Raw genomic sequence first — 17,689 nt, 5'->3', positions numbered from 1 at the left:
CCGGACATTCGTTCGGGCACCACGTTCCCGAGTCCCGGAATGAACTGGAGAACTCCATGAAGACCCCGATTCCCGCTCTGCGGTGGCAGCTCGTCGGAGCTCTCGCCGGTACCGTGCTGCTGGCTTCCGCTCCCGCTGCCTCGGCCGCCGCCTCTTCCGAGGTGGCGCCCCGTCAGGCACACACTGCGCGGGAAGGCGGAACCTCCTCCGGTCCGCTCGCCTCCTACCGGGGAATACAGGGTGGCAACCTCTGTCTGCTGGCCCGGTGCACCGTCGGCTCATCCGGACCCGGCGGCCACACGGGCCCCAGCAACACCCAGGGATTCAACCGCCTTCTCGCCCTGTGCACTGTGCGGCCCTGAATCCGGCTGGACTCGGACCATGAGGACGGTGTCCACGACGGAGGCGGTGGGGACGTTGCCGCAGACGACCTTGGAGGCATCGTCGACCGTGCAGCCCTCGCCGGAACCCCTGGTGGCGAGGGTCGACTTCTGGAGGGTGTCGACGAGGCCGGCCTTCTCGACCGCGGTGACCGGAGTGGGCAGGGCCGGGTTGTTGGAGGCGGCGGTGGCGACCGGGTCCTGGGCCATGCCGTCGAAGGAGCCCGCGCCGTCCTGGGGGAGGGACGCGCAGGCCGGGCCGAACGGGCCGTCCATTGACGGAAGCGGGAAGACAGGAGGTGGCCACGTTCAGGCCGGGCACCGGCCTCGACGTCGAGGACAGCAGGCCCTGCCGCAGCGAGTGCGCGAGGTCGGAGGAGACTTGCTGGGCCTTCCGCGCGGCGGCCAGGCTCTGTGGCGCAGTAGGACTTACGCGGAGACCGGCCGGCTGAGCGTGGCCGGCGTGATCAGGTCGGTCTGCGACCAGGTGCGCGGGGCGCCGTCGATGACACGGAAGCTGCCCAGTACCGGTCCGTCCGGGCTCAGGAGCGGGTAGCCCTGGCAGGGAGTGCGCCGAGGCCGACCCTTCTGCGGGCCCGGCCGGAGTTCCCGGGGCGCGCCGTCACGCCGCCCGCCCGGGAACTCCGGTACGCCGATCCCTGCGCCTGGTGGTGACGGGCCACGGCAGCCGCTGCGTCAGGGATCCGGTCGGCTCAGAGGCGGGGCCGGGTGGCGGTGTCGAGGTAGAAGGCGTCGATGCTCTGGACGGCCTGCTCGAAGGCGTCCAGGTTGACGGGCTTGGTCACGTAGGCGTTGGCGTGGCTGGTGTACGCGCCGGTGACGTCGTCCGGGGCGGTCGACGTGGTGAGGACGACGACGGGGATGGCCTGCAGGTTCTCGTCGGTCTTCAGGACCTTCAGCAGGTCGTGGCCGTTCATGCGGGGCATGTTGAGGTCGAGGACGATGAGGTCGGGCCGGACCGAGTCGGGTGCGCGAAGGTGCTCCAGAGCGGCGACCCCGTCGGTGACCTGGACCAGGTTGCGGGTCCCACGCTCGGAGAGGGCTTCTTCGATGAGCATGGCGTCGGCGATGTCGTCCTCGACGAGCAGGACGTCGAAGGGGCGGGCGGGAGTGGTCATCGTCGGGTGCTCCGTGGGTTTTTCGTTCGAGTGGTGGAAGAGTCCCGGCCAGCGGCGCCGGGCGCCTTGGCGGGTCATGTCGCAGGCGGCGCCGATCTGCGGGTAGCCGGCACCGGCGCGGGCGGCGTCCGTGGCCGCTTGCCGCTGAAGCCTCTCAGTGGCCTGCTGCAGCTGGTCAAGGACGTGGAGCATGGTCAGCGGGTACGCCGGGTCGCCGGATGCGGGAGATGCCGGCGCTTCCCGCAGCTGGTGGGCAAGGCGCTGCGCGAGATCGCCGATCCTCGCGTCCGCGATGGCGGCTGTCTCCTGAGGGGTGGTCCGCAGAGCGAAGTTCTTGCCTGGCATACCCGGCACTGTAGGCCCCCGAACGGCCCTGCGACAACATCCGTTGTCGGGTGGGTCTAGAGTGTGCTGGCCACAGCCGACCAGAGGCGGCTGCCACACCGAGGAGCTTCCAGGATGACCGGCGACGAACGGCAACCGCGCCCGCGGAGACTGTCCACATGGACGACCCGGCGCTGGCTTCGCGTGGGAGTGACCGCGTCGCTGGTGGTCCTGGCCCTGCTCGGGGTGGCGGGGGCGTTGGTGATGGGGCGGACCCAGTCGATCAGCAACGACCTCACGGACGTACGGTCCCCCTCCCTGGCTACCGCGTTCCGCCTGGAAACGGCTCTGGTCAATCAGGAGACCGGTATCCGCGGCTACGGACTGACCGGCATACCGGACTTCCTGGCCCCCTACCGACAGGGAATCGCGGACCAGAAGGCACATGCCCGGTCGCTCGAGGAGCTGCTCCACGACGACCGCGCCCGGCTGAACGACCTGAAGGCGGTACGGGAGGCCGTGGACAGGTGGCAGGAGAGGATCGCCCGGCCCGTCGCCGCCGCACCGCCGGGCACGCCCTCCTCGCTGGCCGCGGAACAGGTGGCCGAGGGCAAAGCCGCCTTCGACGAGATTCGCGCCGCCCTGGAGAGCCAGCAGGAGAGGTTGCGCGTGGACCGCGTTCAGGCCAGAGCGGACCTGCAGTCCACGGTGACACTGCGCAACTGGGTGTTCGGCACCATCGCGCTGCTCATGATCGCTCTGGCCGCTCTTGTCTTCGAAGGGCTGCGCCGCGGGATCAACCGGCCCCTGGAGCGTCTGGGCACCGACGCCCGCACCATCGCCGCGGGTGACTTCGACCATCCCATCACCCCGACCGGCCCGGCCGACCTGCGGCGTCTGAGCGGTGAGATCGATTTCATGCGCCGACGCCTCGTGAGGGAACTGGCCTTCACCGAGGAGGCGCGGCTGCGGCTGGACGCGCAGGCAGCGGATCTCCAGCGCTCCAACGCCGAACTGGAGCAGTTCGCCTACGTAGCCTCCCACGACCTCCAGGAACCGCTGCGCAAGGTGTCCAGCTTCACCCAGCTCCTGCAGCGCCGCTACGGAGGTCAGCTCGACGAGCGAGCGGACCAGTACATCGACTTCGCCGTCGACGGGGCGAACCGCATGCAGACCCTCATCAGCGACCTGCTCAACTTCTCCCGCGTGGGCAGGGTCCACAACGCCCAACAGAGCATCGACCTGGACACGGTGCTGGAGGAGACACTGTCGGCGCTGAGTGTGGCCGTCGAAGAGACCGGGGCGACGATCACGCACGACCCCCTGCCCGACCTGGTCGCCGACCCCAGCCAGATGGTCATGCTCTGGCAGAACCTGATCGGCAACGCCGTCAAGTTCCGTCGCCCGGGCGAGACCCCGAGGATTCACATCACAGCGGCCCGAGAGGCCGGGCTGTGGCGGTTCACCGTCACCGACAACGGCATCGGTATCCCTCCCGAGTACGCAGAAAAGATCTTCGTCATCTTCCAGAGGCTGCACACCAAGGACACCTACAGCGGCAGCGGCATCGGCCTGGCGATGTGCAAGAAGATCGTCGAATTCCACGGCGGCACCATCACCATCGACCCGGACTACCGCAACGGAACCCGTGTGACGTTCACCCTGGCCCCCGAACCGTCGCAGAGTCCCGTCCCGTCCGTCCTTCCGGAGGCCACGCGTGCGAACGCGGAGGCGGCGCGATGAGCGCAGCCGTACAGCACACTCCTGATACACCCTCGGGCCCGCCCGGATACCGCATCCTCCTCATCGAGGACGACCTGGGCGATGCCCTGCTCGTCGAGGAACTCCTCCACGACACAGGGCTGAGCTTCGAGCTGACCACTCGCACCACGCTGGCCGAAGCCCGCACCGAACTGGGCGACAACCAGGCCGACTGCATCCTCCTCGATCTGCACCTGCCGGACGTGTCGGGCATCGCCGCGCTCACCGCCGTACGAACGCTGGCCCCGCATACAGCCGTGATCGTCCTGACCGGACTCTCCGAGGCCCAGGCGGGCACCGAGGCGATGGCTGCCGGCGCCCAGGACTACCTCGTCAAAGGCAAGGTCGAAGCGGACCTCCTGCACCGCACCGTGCGCTACGCCGTCTATCGCAGCCAGATAGAACGCGCGAACGCCGAAGCCCAGGCCGCCCGGCAGCGCGCGGAAGAGAACGCCCGCCTGGAACGCGGCCTGCTCCCGCAGCCCATGCTCGACACCTCCTCGGTGCAGGTGACCTCCCGCTATCTGCCCGGCGCCGCCATGGCACTGCTGGGCGGGGACTTCCTCGACGTGGTGGAGGGCGACGACGGCCTGCTCCACGCGGTCGTGGGCGATGTCAGCGGCCACGGCCCCGACGCCGCCGCGCTCGGTGTCTTCCTGCGGATCGCCTGGCGCTCCCTCGTGCTCGGCGGACATCGCGGCGAGGATCTGCTCCACCTGATGGAGCGCATCCTGATCGCCGAGCGAGGCAGCCACTCCCTGTTCGCCACCTGCACCCTTCTCACCCTGGACCAGCGGGCCGCCACCCTCACCTTCCATCTCGCCGGCCACCACGAGCCCCTGATGACCACGGTGGACGGGACTCATGAAGTGACCGCAGCACACGGCATCGCGCTCGGGATCGTCCCAGGGCTTCGCTCCTGGCCCGCCACCACCGTCCCGCTTCCGCCCGACGGAGCCCTCACCCTCTATACGGACGGCCTGACCGAAGGCCTCAGCGGCGCAGACCACGAACGACTCGGCGTGGAAGGTCTCCTCGCACTGATCGGGAGCCTGCCACCGGCAGACCCGGACGCCCATGTGGACCGGCTCATCCAGGAAACCCACCGGCTGAACGCCGGACGGCACTCCGACGATCTGGCCGTGCTCCGCCTCGACTGGGGCGACCTGTCTTCCTCCTCCTGACGGCTGGACAGCCTCCGGACGTCTCCGCCGTACCCCGGTCTCCGTTTGCTTCACGTCTCGTACCCCATCGCCGTTCCGGCTGCGGGTTTCTGCATCGGAGACCTCCAGGCGCTGCCCGCCGGGGAGCACCGAGGCCGTCACCCGCCGGGGTGGTGCCCGCGCCGCGAGTTCCACGAAGTCCTGGCCTCCGGGTGAGGAGGCATGGCGACGGGCGTACAGCGGCATCGTGCTTCGACCCGCGGCAGGACGTCGGTGAGGCCCTCGTGCGGCTGCGGGCTGGATGGGCCTGCGCGGCGGGCGGGCCGGGTGCGCACGGGTTCTCGTCGCTCTTGACGCCCGATGGCCGGGAGTCGCACCTCGTAGGAGACACAGATGCGCAAAGCAGTTCTCGTCGCGGCCCTGACCGCAGCGGTGTCCATGGTCGTCCCGGCATCGACAGGCGCGTGGGCGGCCGGTCCGCTGCCCACAGGAGCCGTACAGGACGGGTCCGGTCCGGGAGACCGGAGGGCCGGAGACGACGGGCTCGCGGTGATCGGCCTCACCACCGGTCAGCGGCTGGTGGAGTTCCGTACCGGAGCGCCCTCCAAGCCGTGGCAGCTGGGCAAGGTCAGCGGCCTCGAGAAGGACACCGAACTGGTCGGCATCGACTTCCGGGTGCAGGACACCAAGCTGTACGGAGTCGGCGATAAGGGCGGCATCTACACCCTGAACACCCGCAACGCCAAGGCGACCAAGGTGTCGCAGCTGACCGTGGCGCCGGCCGGCAAGTTCTTCGGGGCCGACTTCAACCCGGCGGCGAACCGCCTGCGCGTCATCAGCGACACCGGCCAGAACCTGCGCCACAAGATCGACGACCCGGCCGCCCCGCGCACCACCACCGTCGACACCCCGCTGACGAACCCGACGACGCCTCCGTCGACGGCCAAGGGCGTGACCGGCGCCGCGTACACGAACAACGACCTCGACGCCGACACCGCGACGTCCCTGTTCGACATCGACACGGCGAACGACCGGGACTTACTCCAGTCGCCCGCCAACTCCGGCACCCTCGCCCCCACCGGCAACCTCGGGGTCAACGCCGGCCCGAACGCCGGATTCGACATCTACTTCTCGCACCGGACCCGGATGAACCACGGCTTCGCCGCACTCGGCGTCAACGGCGCCTACCGCTTCTACGACGTCGACGTCCTGACCGGCCAGGCACGGAACATCGGCGCCTTCCCCAAGAACCACCAGGTCACCGACGTCGCCCTTCCTCTCAACCAGAGCTGACGCGCTTCGCCGTCGTGCTCGGAGGGCAATCGCTGCCGCGGGGCGCCCCAGGAGTGGCGTCCCGCAGCAGCTGTTCCTCACAGGCCGTCACCGCGGGGAACAGGCGCGGCGTCCATCTTCGATGGTGCCGCTGTGCGCGGTGCTCCTTCCGAGCGACCGCGCGATGGGCATTCGCCACCGGACGGGTGGTGGATTGGTCTGCGAGAGGATTTCTCACCGCTCGGCCCGTTCGCCCCTGCACGAGTGCGGGACCCGCACCGGGGGTTCGCCTGATCGCTCGGCGAGCTGAGCCGCCGGTCACGCGGTTGGAGAGTGCAGCATGAGGTCATGACGATCCAGCCCCGCGCTTTCGCCCATGTGCGTCTTACCGTCACCGATATCGAGCGCTCTCGTGCCTTCTACGACGCGGTCCTCGGGCTGCCGGTGGCCTTCGACCTTCCTCCCGACGCCGACCGTGCGACCCGGGAGCAGCTCTCCTTCCTCTTCGGCGGGGTGATCTACCAACTCGGTGACTCTCTCCTGGGTCTGCGTCCGGTCGCCTCGGATCGCTTCGACGAGGACCGGGTGGGGCTGGACCATGTCAGCTTCGCCGTGGACAGCCGGGCGGATCTGGAGACGGCGCTGCGTCACCTCGACGAGCTCGGCGTGGCCCACGAGGGGATCAAGGACATCGGAGCGGGATACATCCTGGAGTTCCGCGACCCGGACGATATCGCTCTGGAACTCTTCGCGCCCAGCAGCTGACGTGGAGCACAAAGGCTGTCCCGCAACGGACTTGGAGGGACAGGGCGGCTGAGCCCGGCGATCCCGTGACATCGGTACCTGGTCCGGGCCGACACTCAGGGCTTTCCGGCGACCGCTCCGTACATGGCGATGTCGCGGCCGTCGACGCCGTTCTGTTCCGGGCCCGGGCGCCAGGAGTGCACCTGGGTGACCCCTGGCTCCTGCAGCTCCAGACCGTCGAAGAACGAGGTGGCGGTCCGGAGATCGCGTAGAGCCATGGGCATGTTCTGCTGCCGGTACTCCTCCGCCACCCGGCCCACCTCCTCGGGCGCGAAGTCCGCGGTGCCGATGGTCATCGCCAGGTAGCTGCCGGAGGGCAGCGGGTCCAGCAGGTGTTGGACCAGCCGCCGGTCGTCCGGGGGCAGGATGAAGTGCATGATGCCGATCACCATGAGACCGACGGGCCGGTTCAGGTCGATGAGATCGCGGAACTCGGGACTGTCCAGGATGGCATCGGGGTCGTGCATGTTCGCGTCCACGTAGGCGGTGGCGCCCTCGGGTGAACTCTGCAGCAGGGCACGGGCGTGAGCGAGAACGATGGGGTCGTTGTCGACGTAGACCACGTGGCAGTCCGGAGCCACCTCCTGCACGATCTCGTGCAGGTTCGGCGACGTCGGAAGACCGGTCCCGATGTCGAGGAACTGACGGATGCCTCGGTCCTCCGCCAGGAAACGCGCAGCGCGGTGCATGAACCGGCGGTTCTCCAGCATGTGCACGGGCAGGGCGGGCCAGTGCCGGCACATGGCTTCGCCCGCTTCCACATCCACGGGGTAGTGGTCCTTGCCACCCAGGATGTAGTCGTACACCCGGGCGGAGTGGGCCCGTGAGGTCGTCAGTCCGCCTTGACGGTCGTTCGGCGTATTCATGCGGAGCTTCTTTCGTCCGAGGACGGGCCTCCTCGACGGTATAGAGGCACTGTTCCGGGCGCAAACGATGAGGTTCTCGGTACGGGCGCTCACGCGTCCGGATGCGCCTGCAGGGCGATGATGGCGATGTCGTCCCGGCGGTGGTGCAGAGGCGGCAGCAGGCCGCGGATCAGGGACGACAGCGGTGGGCTCCGGCGGGCCAGCGCGTCGGTGCGTTCACGCAGCCGCCGGAGGTTGTCACCGATGTCCGTGTCCGGCGTCTCCACCAGCCCGTCGGTGTAGAACATCAAGGTGTCGCCCTCACGCAGGTCTGCGTGGTGGGTGGTGCGGAGGAAGGAGTCGGTTACGCACAGGGGCGGATCCTGGGCCGTGAGGCCGTGCAGATAGTGCGACGGTGCGTCGGCCGGGATCAGCAGGGGCGGCGGGTGGCCGGCGTTGGACAGGGCGATGTGCCAGCCGCCGTGTGGCTGCCGGCGCATCACCGCGTGCACCGCCGTGACCATCGACGGGCTGTCGAGCGCCTGCACGATGCGGTCGAGGCGGCTCAGGGTGACCGCCGGACTGGCGGCCGGGCCGCTGTCGTACGCGAGCCCTCTCAGGATGCTGTTGACCCGTCCCATCGCCGTGGCCGCGTCGAGGTCGTGGCCCGCGATGTCACCGATGGAGAGAGCGAGGGCGTCGGCGGAGAGCCGGACGGCGTCGTACCAGTCCCCGCCGACTTCCGCCGCCGAGTCCGCCGGATGGTAGAGCGCGGAGATCGTGAGACCGTCGATGGACGGCGGGGGAGCCAGGAACGACTGCTGCAGCGCGAGCGCCGTGCCACGGATGCTCTGCAGCTCCATCGTCCGGCGCAGCGGTCCGCTCATCTGCTGGAAGACGTCCCGCAGCAGGGACAGGTCGGCCTCGTCCGGAGGAGGGTTGCCCCGGCAGGTCGCGATGGTCGCCAGCGCGACGGTCCGGCCGTCCACCACCACGGGCAGCAAGGCCATGCCTGTCGCGTGGGCCTCCCGCAGCCACCGGAGGGAAACGTCCGAGAGCCCCTCCCCGGGAGGCCCGTCGGGCCCGAAGACCAGCAGCCGGGCCTCCTGGCTCTCGATGGCCCGCCGGGCGACCGGACCCAGCAGAAAACCGGAGTCCAGTGGAGGCAGGGAAGGCAGCCCGGGCGCAAGCCCCACGCGCTCCGGCGACGCCGCGGCCGGTGCACCGGACGACCGCCCTCCGGCCTGAACGCCCTCCTCCACGCGAAAGATGGCCACGGCGTCGGCGAGTTCGGGCACGACGGCCGCCGCCGTCGTCAGAAAGGCCTCCGAAAGATCACGGGCCGCGGGCACCGCCGCCATGCGCGCCAGCAGCTTCTCCCGCATTCGGGTGCGCCAGTGCTCCTCGGCGTCGGTGGCAGTTCCGACGAACTCCACCTCACCGACCTCGTCGACGACGGGCGCGGCGATGATCTTGACGTGACGGAAGCGGTCGGCGGCGCCGTCGAGCCGCACCCGGACGATCGTGTCGAGAGGGGACCGCTGCTGCGTGGCCCTGCGCCACGCCCGCCGGAACCAGTCCCGGTCCTTGGGGTGCACGGCGTCCATCCACGAGGTGTCGGCGCCCGGAGTCCACAGCCTCTCGGCGATTCCTCCGCCGGACAACACGGTGACGACACCGCCTGGCGACATCACCCACACCGACTGCGGCACGGCCCCCATGAGCGCCTGGTACCGCTTGAGGAGACGCTCCTCGTTCACGGCTGTCCCCTGCGCCGCCGGGCCGGCGAGCCCGAGGGCCGGGCCGGCGGCGCAGCGTCCTTTGCTGCCGGTCCTGACCGTCTCCGCCTGCCCCACTGTCCGGACGGCACCAGTGGATCACCACCACTCATGCTCCGATGATCCCTCGCATCCGGGATATCAGCACATCCAGCGCCGGCGGCCGTCCGGCACCGCGCGACCGCCGGAGACGTCCTCGTCGAAGGTCTCGGCGGTCGACTCGAAGGTACTCATGGGTGCTGCTCCCGCAGGTGATGGGAGCGATGGGCCGTGACCGGGAGCGGCGGGGCCGCTGGGCGCATCCGAAAGCCATGGTGCACTCAGCGGCCGGCCGTCACACGACGGTGCTCGCACTCCGGCCGCGGGGCCGGGGTCCTGCGAGGTCAGCGAGCGGCGACGTTCTCCTTGAGCACGGCCTTCGCGGGCGTTGCCTCCTCGTCCCAGCAGCGGGGCCGCTGTGTCAGAGAAGGGCCAGGAGGTGGTCAGCGGGTGGTCGTGCGCGCGGCCTCGGCGAGCGCGGCGTCGGTGTCCGCGGTGGCCAGCAGGGCGTTGATGTGGGAGCCGGCCAGGGCTCCGGCCGCCGCGGAGGCGCCGACCTGGGCGGTGAGGTCGGAGGCGTTGCCCGCCACCCACACACCCGGCACCTCGGTGGTGCCGGCCATGGCGGAGGCGAAGCGGTGGCCCATGGCGTCGGGCAGCTCCTCGACCGGCAGGTCCAGGCCCTCCAACCCTTCGGTGCGGGCCTCCAGCCGCGTGGCCACGGCCAGGACGCGCCGCTCCACCACGGTGCCGTCGTCCAGGCGTACGCCGGCCAAGGCACCGTCCTCGTCGTCGACGATGGCGCTGACCTGGGCTTCGAGCACGCGGATGGACCGGGCGGCGAAGCGGGCACGGGTATCGGCGTCCAGCTCGGTGCCTCGGGTGAAGTAGACCAGGTCGTCGGTGAGTTGACGGAAGAGCCAGGCGTGGTGGACCGAGGCGGGGCCGGTGGCGAGGATGCCGATCGGTTCGTCGCGGACCTCATAGCCGTGGCAGTAGGGGCAGTGCACGGCACTGTGGCCCCAGTGGGCGGCCAGGCCCGGTACGTCGGGCAGCTCGTCGCGCAGGCCGGTGGCCACCAGCACCCGGCGCGCCGTCACCGTGCGGCCGTCGGCCAGGGTGAGCGTGAACCGCGGGTCGCCGTCGGGCGACGCGTCGGCAGGCGCGGCGGAGACCACCTCGCCGAAGACGACCCGGCCGCCGTACGCCCGTACCTGCTCCCGGCCGCGCCGGAGGATTTCCGCGGGCGAGGTGCCGTCCAGGACGATGAAGCCGTGCATGGCGTCGGCGGGAGCGTTGCGCGGGGTGCCGCTGTCGATGACGACCACCGAGCGGCGCGAGCGCGCGAGCATCAGCGCACCGTTCAGGCCGGCGGCGCCACCGCCGATCACCACCACATCCACGGTCGTGCCGCTCAGAGCGTCGCTCGCGTCGTGGGACATCTGCGCAGACATGCCGCGCCCTTTCGTCGTACATGGCCCTCCGTACCGGACCATCTGGCCACGACGCTAACGCCGCATTGCACCAAGGGCATACCATGTTGCCTATGACGCAAGGAGATGGGCAGTTGGACAGCCTCGTACGCAAGCGGATCCGCGCTCTGCGCGTCGCGCAGGGCTGGTCCCTGGAGGAACTGGCCTCCCGGGCCAACCTCAGCCAGTCCTCGCTGAGCCGTATCGAGAACGGTCAGCGACGTCTCGCGCTGGACCAGCTCGTCATCCTCGCGCGCGCTCTGGACACCACCTTGGACCAGCTCGTCGAGAACGCGGCGGACGACGTCGTCATCAGTCCGATGATCGACGGCGCTCACGGGCTGATGCGCTGGCCCGTGAAGGGTGACCCCGGCATGAGCGTGATGCGTCAGCGGATGACCGAGCCCCCGCCCGACAACCCGTCCCGTATGCGCGCCCATCCCGGCCGCGAATGGCTCGTCGTGCTGTCCGGCACCGCCGTCCTGATGCTCGGCCACCGGCGCTTCCGCGTCGAGACCAACCAGGCGGCCGAGTTCCCCACGATGATGCCGCACGCCATCGGGGCCGAAGGCGGACCGTGCGAGATCCTGGGCATCTTCGACCGCGACGCCCGCCGCGGCCACCAGAAGGGCGCCGGTGCCGACGGCACGGAAGCCGACTGCGGAGGCATGCAGGGTCTGGGCGACTAGAGCCCGGCGGCGGGGGTCTGCCGAGGCTTTGCGCGACGGGCAGCGCACCAGGCCGCCTTCTTGCGCTTCTGGCAAGGAACCGTGCGGTAGGCGCATCGCGGACCTACGGTGGTGCCATGACCCGAACGCACCAGCACACCTCTCACCAGGGCGAAAAGGCCCACCACCTCGACCACGGCCACGGCGGTCAGGCGGAGATCCTGGACCTCGACGCCGAAGTGCTCGCCGAGCACGTGGCGTCCATCACCGCCTGGCTGCCTCTGACGGGCGAGCCGCGGCAGATCGTGGACCTGGGCTGCGGTACCGGAGCGGGCACCTTCGCGCTCCTCGAACGCTTCCCGGACGCACACGTCACCGCCGTCGACACCTCGGCCGGACACCTCCAGCTCCTGCGCGAGAAGGCATGCGCCCGCGGAGCCGAGGACCGCGTACGGACCGTGCAGGCCGACCTCGACGCCCACCACTGGCCCGACCTCGGCACACCGGATCTCGTCTGGGCCTCGGCCTCGATGCACCACATGGCCCGCCCCGACCGCGCCCTGGCCAACGTCCACGATCTGCTCTCCCACGACGGCCTGTTCGCCGTCGTCGAACTCGCGGGCTTCCCCCGCTTCCTGCCCGCCGGCGCTCCGGAGGGCCGCCCCGGACTCGAAGAGCGCGCCCATGCCGCGACCGACAGCTTCCACGCCGAGCACGTGCCGCACCGCGGCGCCGACTGGGGCCCGTTGCTGACCGCCGCCGGCTTCACCGTCACGGACCGGCGCACCATCTCCGTCGACATCCAAGGCGAGCGCAGCGAAACGATCGGCCGGTACGCCTACGGCACCTTGCAGCGCATCCGCGGCGTCGCCGCGCCCGTCCTCAGCCCCGAGGACCTCATCGCGCTCGACGAGCTCCTGGACACCGGCAGCCCGAACAGTGTCCTGCACCGCGACGATCTCGCCGTACGCACCGAGCGCACCGTCTGGGCCGCCCGCCGCCAACGGCGTGCGTGATGAGGTCCACGCCGCTGTCTACTTCGGCTTCGACGACGCCGGACAGATCAACCGCATCGAGGAGTACGCGAACTTCATCGCCGCCGACGGCCAGGGCAGCTGACGGCAGAGGCCGAGCTGACGGCCGCGACGGCCGGCTTCTCCGGCAGGCAGCCGAAGCCCGCCTCTCAGGCCGTCGGCCGGGCGGCCGCCGCCGTACGGGACATCGCCGGAGAGGCGTTGAACAGCGCGTGGACGGCTCCGTTCACCTGCGCGGCGACGACTTCGGGGGTGGAGGAGTCGAGTTTGCCGTCGAGGTGCAGGAACGCGAGGCCGTGGACGAGGGCCCAGACCGTGGTCGACAGCGCGTCCGCGTCCACGCCGGGGAAGGTGGCGGCGACGATGGTGCGGACGTACTGCGATATCGCCTGGGTCGCGGCGACCCGCTCCTCGCTGGTCGGGTCGCACGGCTCCGCGAACATCGCCCGGAACAGGGCCGGATGCTCCAGCGCGAACCGTACGTAGGCCACGGCGACGGCGGCGAGTTCATCGGGCGTCGACGGCGCGGGATGGGCCTGCGCCAGGGATCCGGCGAGCTCGCGGTACCCCTCGGCCGCCACCGCCGAGACGAGCGCCTCGCGGTCGGCGTAGTGGCGGTAAGGAGCCGTCGCCGACACACCGGCGCGCCGGGCCACCGCGCGCAGTGAGAGACCGGCGCTGCCGTCCTCCTCCAGGAGCTCGCGCGCGGCACGAAGGCAGGCGGCGCGGAGATCGCCGTGGTGGTACGTGCTGGTCCGGGGCATGGGCCGAGCTCCTTATGTTGGCCATGTCCACATCTCCTCCCTGATGTGAACGTTGTATACATCTTAGGTGATCGAGAAGGAAGAGGAAACCGGGCGGCCTGCCGGGTGGGCGGGCCGCCTCTCCTCGTGCTGTTCGGTCGGGTTTTCCGCCGTTCAGCGGACGCCGGCCGCCTTGAGGAACTTGAGCGCTCCGGTCAGGAGGGCTGCCCAGGTCTCGGGGCTGATGCGGGCGGGCGGGGTGAAGCCCTGGATGCGCTGGTGGGCGACGGTCTGGGGCTCGGTGTACTTGAGGATGCCGTCGGCGCCGTGGCGTCGGCCGAGTCCGGAGTCGCCCATGCCGCCCATCGGCGCGTCGACGCTTCCCCACGCGGCCGCGAAGGCCTCGTTGACGTTGACGGTTCCGGCGTGCACGCGGGCGGCGACGGCCCGGCCCCGGGCGCCGTCGCGGGACCAGACGCCGGCGTTGAGGCCGTAGGAGGTGGCGTTGGCCAGCGCGACGGCCTCGTTCTCGTCCCGGTAGGTGTAGACCGAGACGACCGGGCCGAAGGTCTCGTGGTCGTACAGCGTCATGTCGGGCGTGACGTCGGTGAGGACGGTCGGCTCGTAGAAGAGCGGGCCGAGGTCGGGCCGCGCCGTGCCGCCGGCAAGGACGGTCGCGCCCTTGGCGACGGCGTCGTCGACGTGTTCGGTGACGGTCCTGAGCTGGGCGTCGGTGGTGAGGCTGCCGACGTCCATGCTGTAGTCGTACGCGGCGCCGATCTTGAGCCTTTTCGCGCGGGCCGTGAACGCGGCGGTGAACTCGTCGCGGATGGACTCGGCGACGTACAGCCGCTCGACGGAGACGCACAGCTGACCGGCGGACGGGAAGCAGGCGGCGACGGCGCCTTCCGCCGCCTTCTCGATGTCGGCGTCGGCGAGGACGATCATGGGGTTCTTGCCGCCGAGTTCGAGTGAGGCGCCGATGAGGCGTCGGCCCGCCTTGGCGGCGATCTCGCGGCCGCTTGCGGTGGAGCCGGTGAACATCATGTAGTCGGCGTTGTCCATCAGCGGACCGCCGACGGAGCTGCCGCGGCCGATGACCATCTGCCAGACGTCTTGGGGGAGTCCGGCCTCGTACATGAGGTCCATGGACCACAGCGCGGTGAGCGCGGTCTGGGTGTCGGGCTTCTGGACGACGGCGTTGCCGGCCATCAGCGCGGCGATGGTGTCGCCGGCCGCCATGCTGAGCGGGTAGTTCCAGGGCGAGATGACGGTGACGACGCCCTTGGGATGGCGCAGTTCGGTGGTGTGCGTGAGCAGCGGGATCGCACCGCGGCGGCGCTTGGGACTGAGGTACTTGGCGGCGTTGCGGGCGTAGTACCGCGAGACGATGCCGATGTCGGCGACTTCCAGGAACGCGTCCCGGCGGGTCTTGCCGTTCTCGGCCTGCATCAGGTCCAGCGCCTCGTCCTGACGGGCCAGGACCAGGTCGTGGTAGCGGAGCAGGACCCTCTTGCGCTCGCTCAGAGGCGTGGCGGCCCAGGTCCTCTGCGCGATCCGGGCGCGGGCGAACGCGGCCTCGACGTCGTCGGGCGTCGAGACCGGGAGGCCGGCCAGCGGGATGCCGGTGTACGGAGCGCTGGTGGTGACCCGTACGGCGTCCGGTCCGGCGGAGACCTGTGCGGTCAGCCGCCTCAGCAGGGCCGGAGTGATGGACGCGGGAAGCGCGGCGGCGGTGTGGGCGGTGGTGGGACGGGTTGCGTGGTCGGTGGCCATGGCAAAACTCCTTCGGTACGTGATCCGGGTCGCTCACTTGTTCCGGCGCGGGACCGAGGTGGGCACCGGCATGTGCAGGGCGAGCTGACCCTCGGTCATCACGTCGAACTGGATGGTCCGCTTCGGCTTGAGCGAGCGCAGGTCGTCCGCCATGCGGCCTTCGCCGACCTGAAGGTCGATACCGCTCCTGCCGCGCGTCGTACCGGCGTTGAGCACGTTGGTCTGGCTGAGAGTGGAGTGCCAGGCGCCGGCGATCGACGTGTACGAGGTGAGAGAGGAGACGCGCTTGCCGCTCGGGTACGCGGTCTGCTTCGGTGTGGCGGCCGAGAGCGCCAGGTCGACTCCGCCGGAATCGTTGGCCACGCGGGCGGTCGTGCGGTTGTCGTCGATGTCGACATCGAGGCCGGTGACCCACTTCGGGAAGCCGTAGCCGTCATGGCCGCGGGCCTGCGCGATCTCCGTGCTCACGGGCAGGGAGAGCACATAGGAGTCGAGGTGCTCGTTCTTGAGGCCGGAGACGAGGTCGAAGAAGCCGAGCTTCCCGTGGCGGGCCGGCTTGACGGCGATGCCGACGGCGGCCTCCGTGTAGAAGTCGATGTCGCACACCTCGTACCGGAAGAACATCACCGAGACCAGCCCGAGGCCCGGGGTGAGTTCGAGCGGTGCCAGCTCCTCGGGCAGCCGGGCGCGGATCGCTCGGGACGGCGCGAGCATCGTCAGCCGGGCGGTGGAGACCGTGTAGTAGAAGTTCGGGGTGAGCGTGGGGCCGATCGCGGAGTGGACCTTGATCTTGGGCAGCTGCCGGAAGAAGTCCACGCCGCTGACGCGCGGGTCGCGGGCGATCACGTCGAGGTCGGGGTCCATCCGGTACCGGTCGTAGAGACCGCCCTCGGGGACCGTGACCTCGCGGCCTCCGAGGTCGACCTTGACGGTGTCGTTGTCCTTCTGCGGAGAAGGCATGGGTGGCTTCCTCTCATGTTAGTGGCGCATACATAGTGGTGGAGTTCGATGTTCGCAGTGTCGACAAGGAGGTGGTGATTCTGCTGTTCGTCCAGGGTTCGGCGCTGCTCAGGCCGGGCTGCGGGACTTCGACAGCCAGGTCCGGTAGCGGCGCAGGGCCGTGCGCTGCCTGCGCTGTTCGGAGAGCAGTGCGATCGCTGGATGTGTACCGGGCCTGGGGCTGCTGCCACGGGCGAGGCGGCGCATCTGGTGGCGGACCTGGGCCATGCCGGCGGCGGAGGCGAGGGTCTTGTCGGACCAGGCCACCGGCCGCATCTGCCGGTCCGCCTCGTCGCCCCGGCGCCAGCGGTGAGGCAGATCGGGGGTGACGGCGAGCGCGGTGCCCATGCCGACGACCGCCACGCCGCTGTCGAGAACCTGCTCGGCGGTCCGGCGCCGGGTGATGCCGCCGGTGAGCATCAAGGGGAGCGGGCTGGTCTTCACCAGGTCCCTGGCCAGATCCAGGAAGTACGCCTCGCGGGCCTGGGCCCGCGTGTCGGTGGAACGGCCGGTCATGGCCGGGCGCTCGTAGCTGCCGCCGGAGAGCTCGACCAGGTCGACGCCGAGCGGTTCGAGCATCTCGATGACCTGGCGGGCGTCGTCGGCGTCGAATCCGCCGCGCTGGAAGTCGGCGGAGTTGAGCTTGACGGCGACCGCGAACGACGGTGAGACGGCGGCCCGTACGACGGCGACGATGTCGAGCAGCATCCGCGCGCGGTTCTCCAGGGATCCGCCCCAGTGGTCGGTGCGCTTGTTGACCAGAGGAGAGAGGAACTGAGACAGCAGATAGCCGTGCGCGGCATGGAACTCGACCCCGTCGAAGCCGGCCTCCTCGGCGCGGCGCGCGGTCACCGCGTACCGGGCCACGGTCTCCTCGATCTGCTGCGCGGTCATGGCGGTGGGCCGGCCGAACCGACTGCTGTGCCTGCCGAGGTCGACGCCGATGTCGGACGGGCCCCAGACGACACCGGGCATGCCGGAGGCGACCTGGCGGCCGGGATGGTTGATCTGCATCCACATCGCGCCGCCGCCGGCCCTGCCGGCCTCGGCCCACTCGGTGAACGGCTCCAGCGGCGCGTTCTCGTCGAGTACGACACCGGCGGGACCGGTCAGCGCCTCGGCGTGGACCATGACGTTGCCGGTGATCAGCAGTCCGGTGCCGCCGGCCGCCCAGCGCCGGTAGAGCGTGAACAACTGGTCGTCGGGCAGCTGGCCGGCGTCGGCCAGGTTCTCCTCCATGGCCGCCTTGGCGATCCGGTTCGTCAGGACCTGCCCGGAGCGCAGGCGCAGCGGTGAGAACAGCTCGCTGGTCATACGGATTCTCTCTTCCTTCTTGATCACCTAGGATGTGTACACCACTCACATTAACTGATGAATGTAATCACCGTGAACATCGACCGGTGTGGGCCGCGTCCCACGCCGCGAGGGTGGACCTCGTTATGTTGACGCTGCATACTCCGCAATCTAATGTATGTACTGTAAACATTCGCGT

Annotated in this window: 14 protein-coding genes and 1 pseudogene; 6 read left to right on the top strand and 9 right to left on the bottom strand. The window is 70.1% G+C overall.

Going from position 1 to position 17,689, the window contains the following annotated elements:
* Positions 1-380: 380 nt before the first annotated feature.
* Together ABZ267_RS09190 and ABZ267_RS09185 are read right to left on the bottom strand one after the other, a co-directional pair.
* Positions 381-653: pseudogene (locus tag ABZ267_RS09190) on the bottom strand (hypothetical protein); the annotation flags it as partial.
* A 440-nt stretch (positions 654-1,093) separates the two neighbouring features.
* Positions 1,094-1,864 (bottom strand): response regulator, encoded by a 771-nt coding sequence (locus tag ABZ267_RS09185; RefSeq protein ID WP_356751951.1) that lies wholly within the window; start codon positions 1,862-1,864, stop codon positions 1,094-1,096.
* 114 nt (positions 1,865-1,978) lie between these two features.
* Between ABZ267_RS09185 and ABZ267_RS09180 the strand changes: the two genes are divergently transcribed.
* The 4 genes from ABZ267_RS09180 (at position 1,979) to ABZ267_RS09165 (ending at position 6,804) form a co-directional block, all read left to right on the top strand.
* On the top strand, positions 1,979-3,586 hold the full coding sequence (locus ABZ267_RS09180; protein WP_356751949.1) for an ATP-binding protein: 1,608 nt from the start codon (positions 1,979-1,981) through the stop codon (positions 3,584-3,586).
* The gene (locus ABZ267_RS09175) at positions 3,583-4,788 is read left to right on the top strand and encodes a fused response regulator/phosphatase (protein ID WP_356751948.1); all 1,206 of its coding nucleotides are present in this window, start codon (positions 3,583-3,585) and stop codon (positions 4,786-4,788) included. The genes ABZ267_RS09180 and ABZ267_RS09175 overlap by 4 nt, the downstream gene beginning before the upstream one ends.
* A 372-nt stretch (positions 4,789-5,160) precedes the next feature.
* Positions 5,161-6,060, top strand: coding sequence for a DUF4394 domain-containing protein (locus ABZ267_RS09170; RefSeq protein ID WP_356751946.1), 900 nt, complete (start codon positions 5,161-5,163; stop codon positions 6,058-6,060).
* A gap of 327 nt (positions 6,061-6,387) precedes the next feature.
* Positions 6,388-6,804: a VOC family protein gene (locus ABZ267_RS09165; protein ID WP_356751944.1), complete on the top strand. Its 417-nt coding sequence runs from the start codon at positions 6,388-6,390 to the stop codon at positions 6,802-6,804.
* A gap of 95 nt (positions 6,805-6,899) precedes the next feature.
* On the opposite strand, the gene ABZ267_RS09160 is transcribed toward ABZ267_RS09165, so the two are convergent.
* The 3 genes from ABZ267_RS09160 to ABZ267_RS09150 all read right to left on the bottom strand — a co-directional run bounded on the left by ABZ267_RS09160 (position 6,900) and on the right by ABZ267_RS09150 (position 10,959).
* Positions 6,900-7,709: an SAM-dependent methyltransferase gene (locus ABZ267_RS09160; RefSeq protein ID WP_356751942.1), complete on the bottom strand. Its 810-nt coding sequence runs from the start codon at positions 7,707-7,709 to the stop codon at positions 6,900-6,902.
* A gap of 89 nt (positions 7,710-7,798) precedes the next feature.
* The gene (locus tag ABZ267_RS09155) at positions 7,799-9,448 is read right to left on the bottom strand and encodes a SpoIIE family protein phosphatase (protein ID WP_356751940.1); all 1,650 of its coding nucleotides are present in this window, start codon (positions 9,446-9,448) and stop codon (positions 7,799-7,801) included.
* A 500-nt stretch (positions 9,449-9,948) separates the two neighbouring features.
* The gene (locus tag ABZ267_RS09150) at positions 9,949-10,959 is read right to left on the bottom strand and encodes an NAD(P)/FAD-dependent oxidoreductase (RefSeq protein WP_356751938.1); all 1,011 of its coding nucleotides are present in this window, start codon (positions 10,957-10,959) and stop codon (positions 9,949-9,951) included.
* A gap of 92 nt (positions 10,960-11,051) precedes the next feature.
* Here ABZ267_RS09150 and ABZ267_RS09145 point away from each other — a divergent pair, with 92 nt between their 5' ends.
* On the top strand, positions 11,052-11,666 hold the full coding sequence (locus ABZ267_RS09145; RefSeq protein ID WP_356751936.1) for an XRE family transcriptional regulator: 615 nt from the start codon (positions 11,052-11,054) through the stop codon (positions 11,664-11,666).
* A gap of 116 nt (positions 11,667-11,782) precedes the next feature.
* Positions 11,783-12,661 carry a class I SAM-dependent methyltransferase gene (locus ABZ267_RS09140; RefSeq protein ID WP_356751934.1) on the top strand — a complete coding sequence of 293 codons (879 nt, stop codon included), beginning with the start codon at positions 11,783-11,785 and terminating at the stop codon, positions 12,659-12,661.
* 167 nt (positions 12,662-12,828) lie between these two features.
* Here ABZ267_RS09140 and ABZ267_RS09135 read toward each other — a convergent pair whose 3' ends face one another.
* The 4 genes from ABZ267_RS09135 to ABZ267_RS09120 all read right to left on the bottom strand — a co-directional run bounded on the left by ABZ267_RS09135 (position 12,829) and on the right by ABZ267_RS09120 (position 17,511).
* Positions 12,829-13,443, bottom strand: a complete 615-nt coding sequence (locus ABZ267_RS09135) for a TetR/AcrR family transcriptional regulator (RefSeq protein WP_356751932.1) — start codon at positions 13,441-13,443, stop codon at positions 12,829-12,831.
* Between the two features lie 153 nt (positions 13,444-13,596).
* A complete protein-coding gene (locus tag ABZ267_RS09130) occupies positions 13,597-15,198 on the bottom strand; it encodes a succinic semialdehyde dehydrogenase (protein WP_356751930.1) in 1,602 nt (533 codons plus the stop codon).
* Between the two features lie 33 nt (positions 15,199-15,231).
* Positions 15,232-16,158 carry an acetoacetate decarboxylase family protein gene (locus ABZ267_RS09125; RefSeq protein ID WP_356751928.1) on the bottom strand — a complete coding sequence of 309 codons (927 nt, stop codon included), beginning with the start codon at positions 16,156-16,158 and terminating at the stop codon, positions 15,232-15,234.
* Positions 16,159-16,266: 108 nt separating this feature from the next.
* Entirely contained in the window at positions 16,267-17,511 is a 1,245-nt protein-coding gene (locus tag ABZ267_RS09120) for an NADH:flavin oxidoreductase/NADH oxidase family protein (protein ID WP_356751926.1), read from the bottom strand.
* Between the last annotated feature and the right edge of the window lie 178 nt (positions 17,512-17,689).

The organism is Streptomyces sp. NPDC006174, from assembly GCF_040614075.1.
Lineage (GTDB): Bacteria > Actinomycetota > Actinomycetes > Streptomycetales > Streptomycetaceae > Streptomyces.
This window is presented reverse-complemented; position numbering and strand designations above follow the sequence as displayed.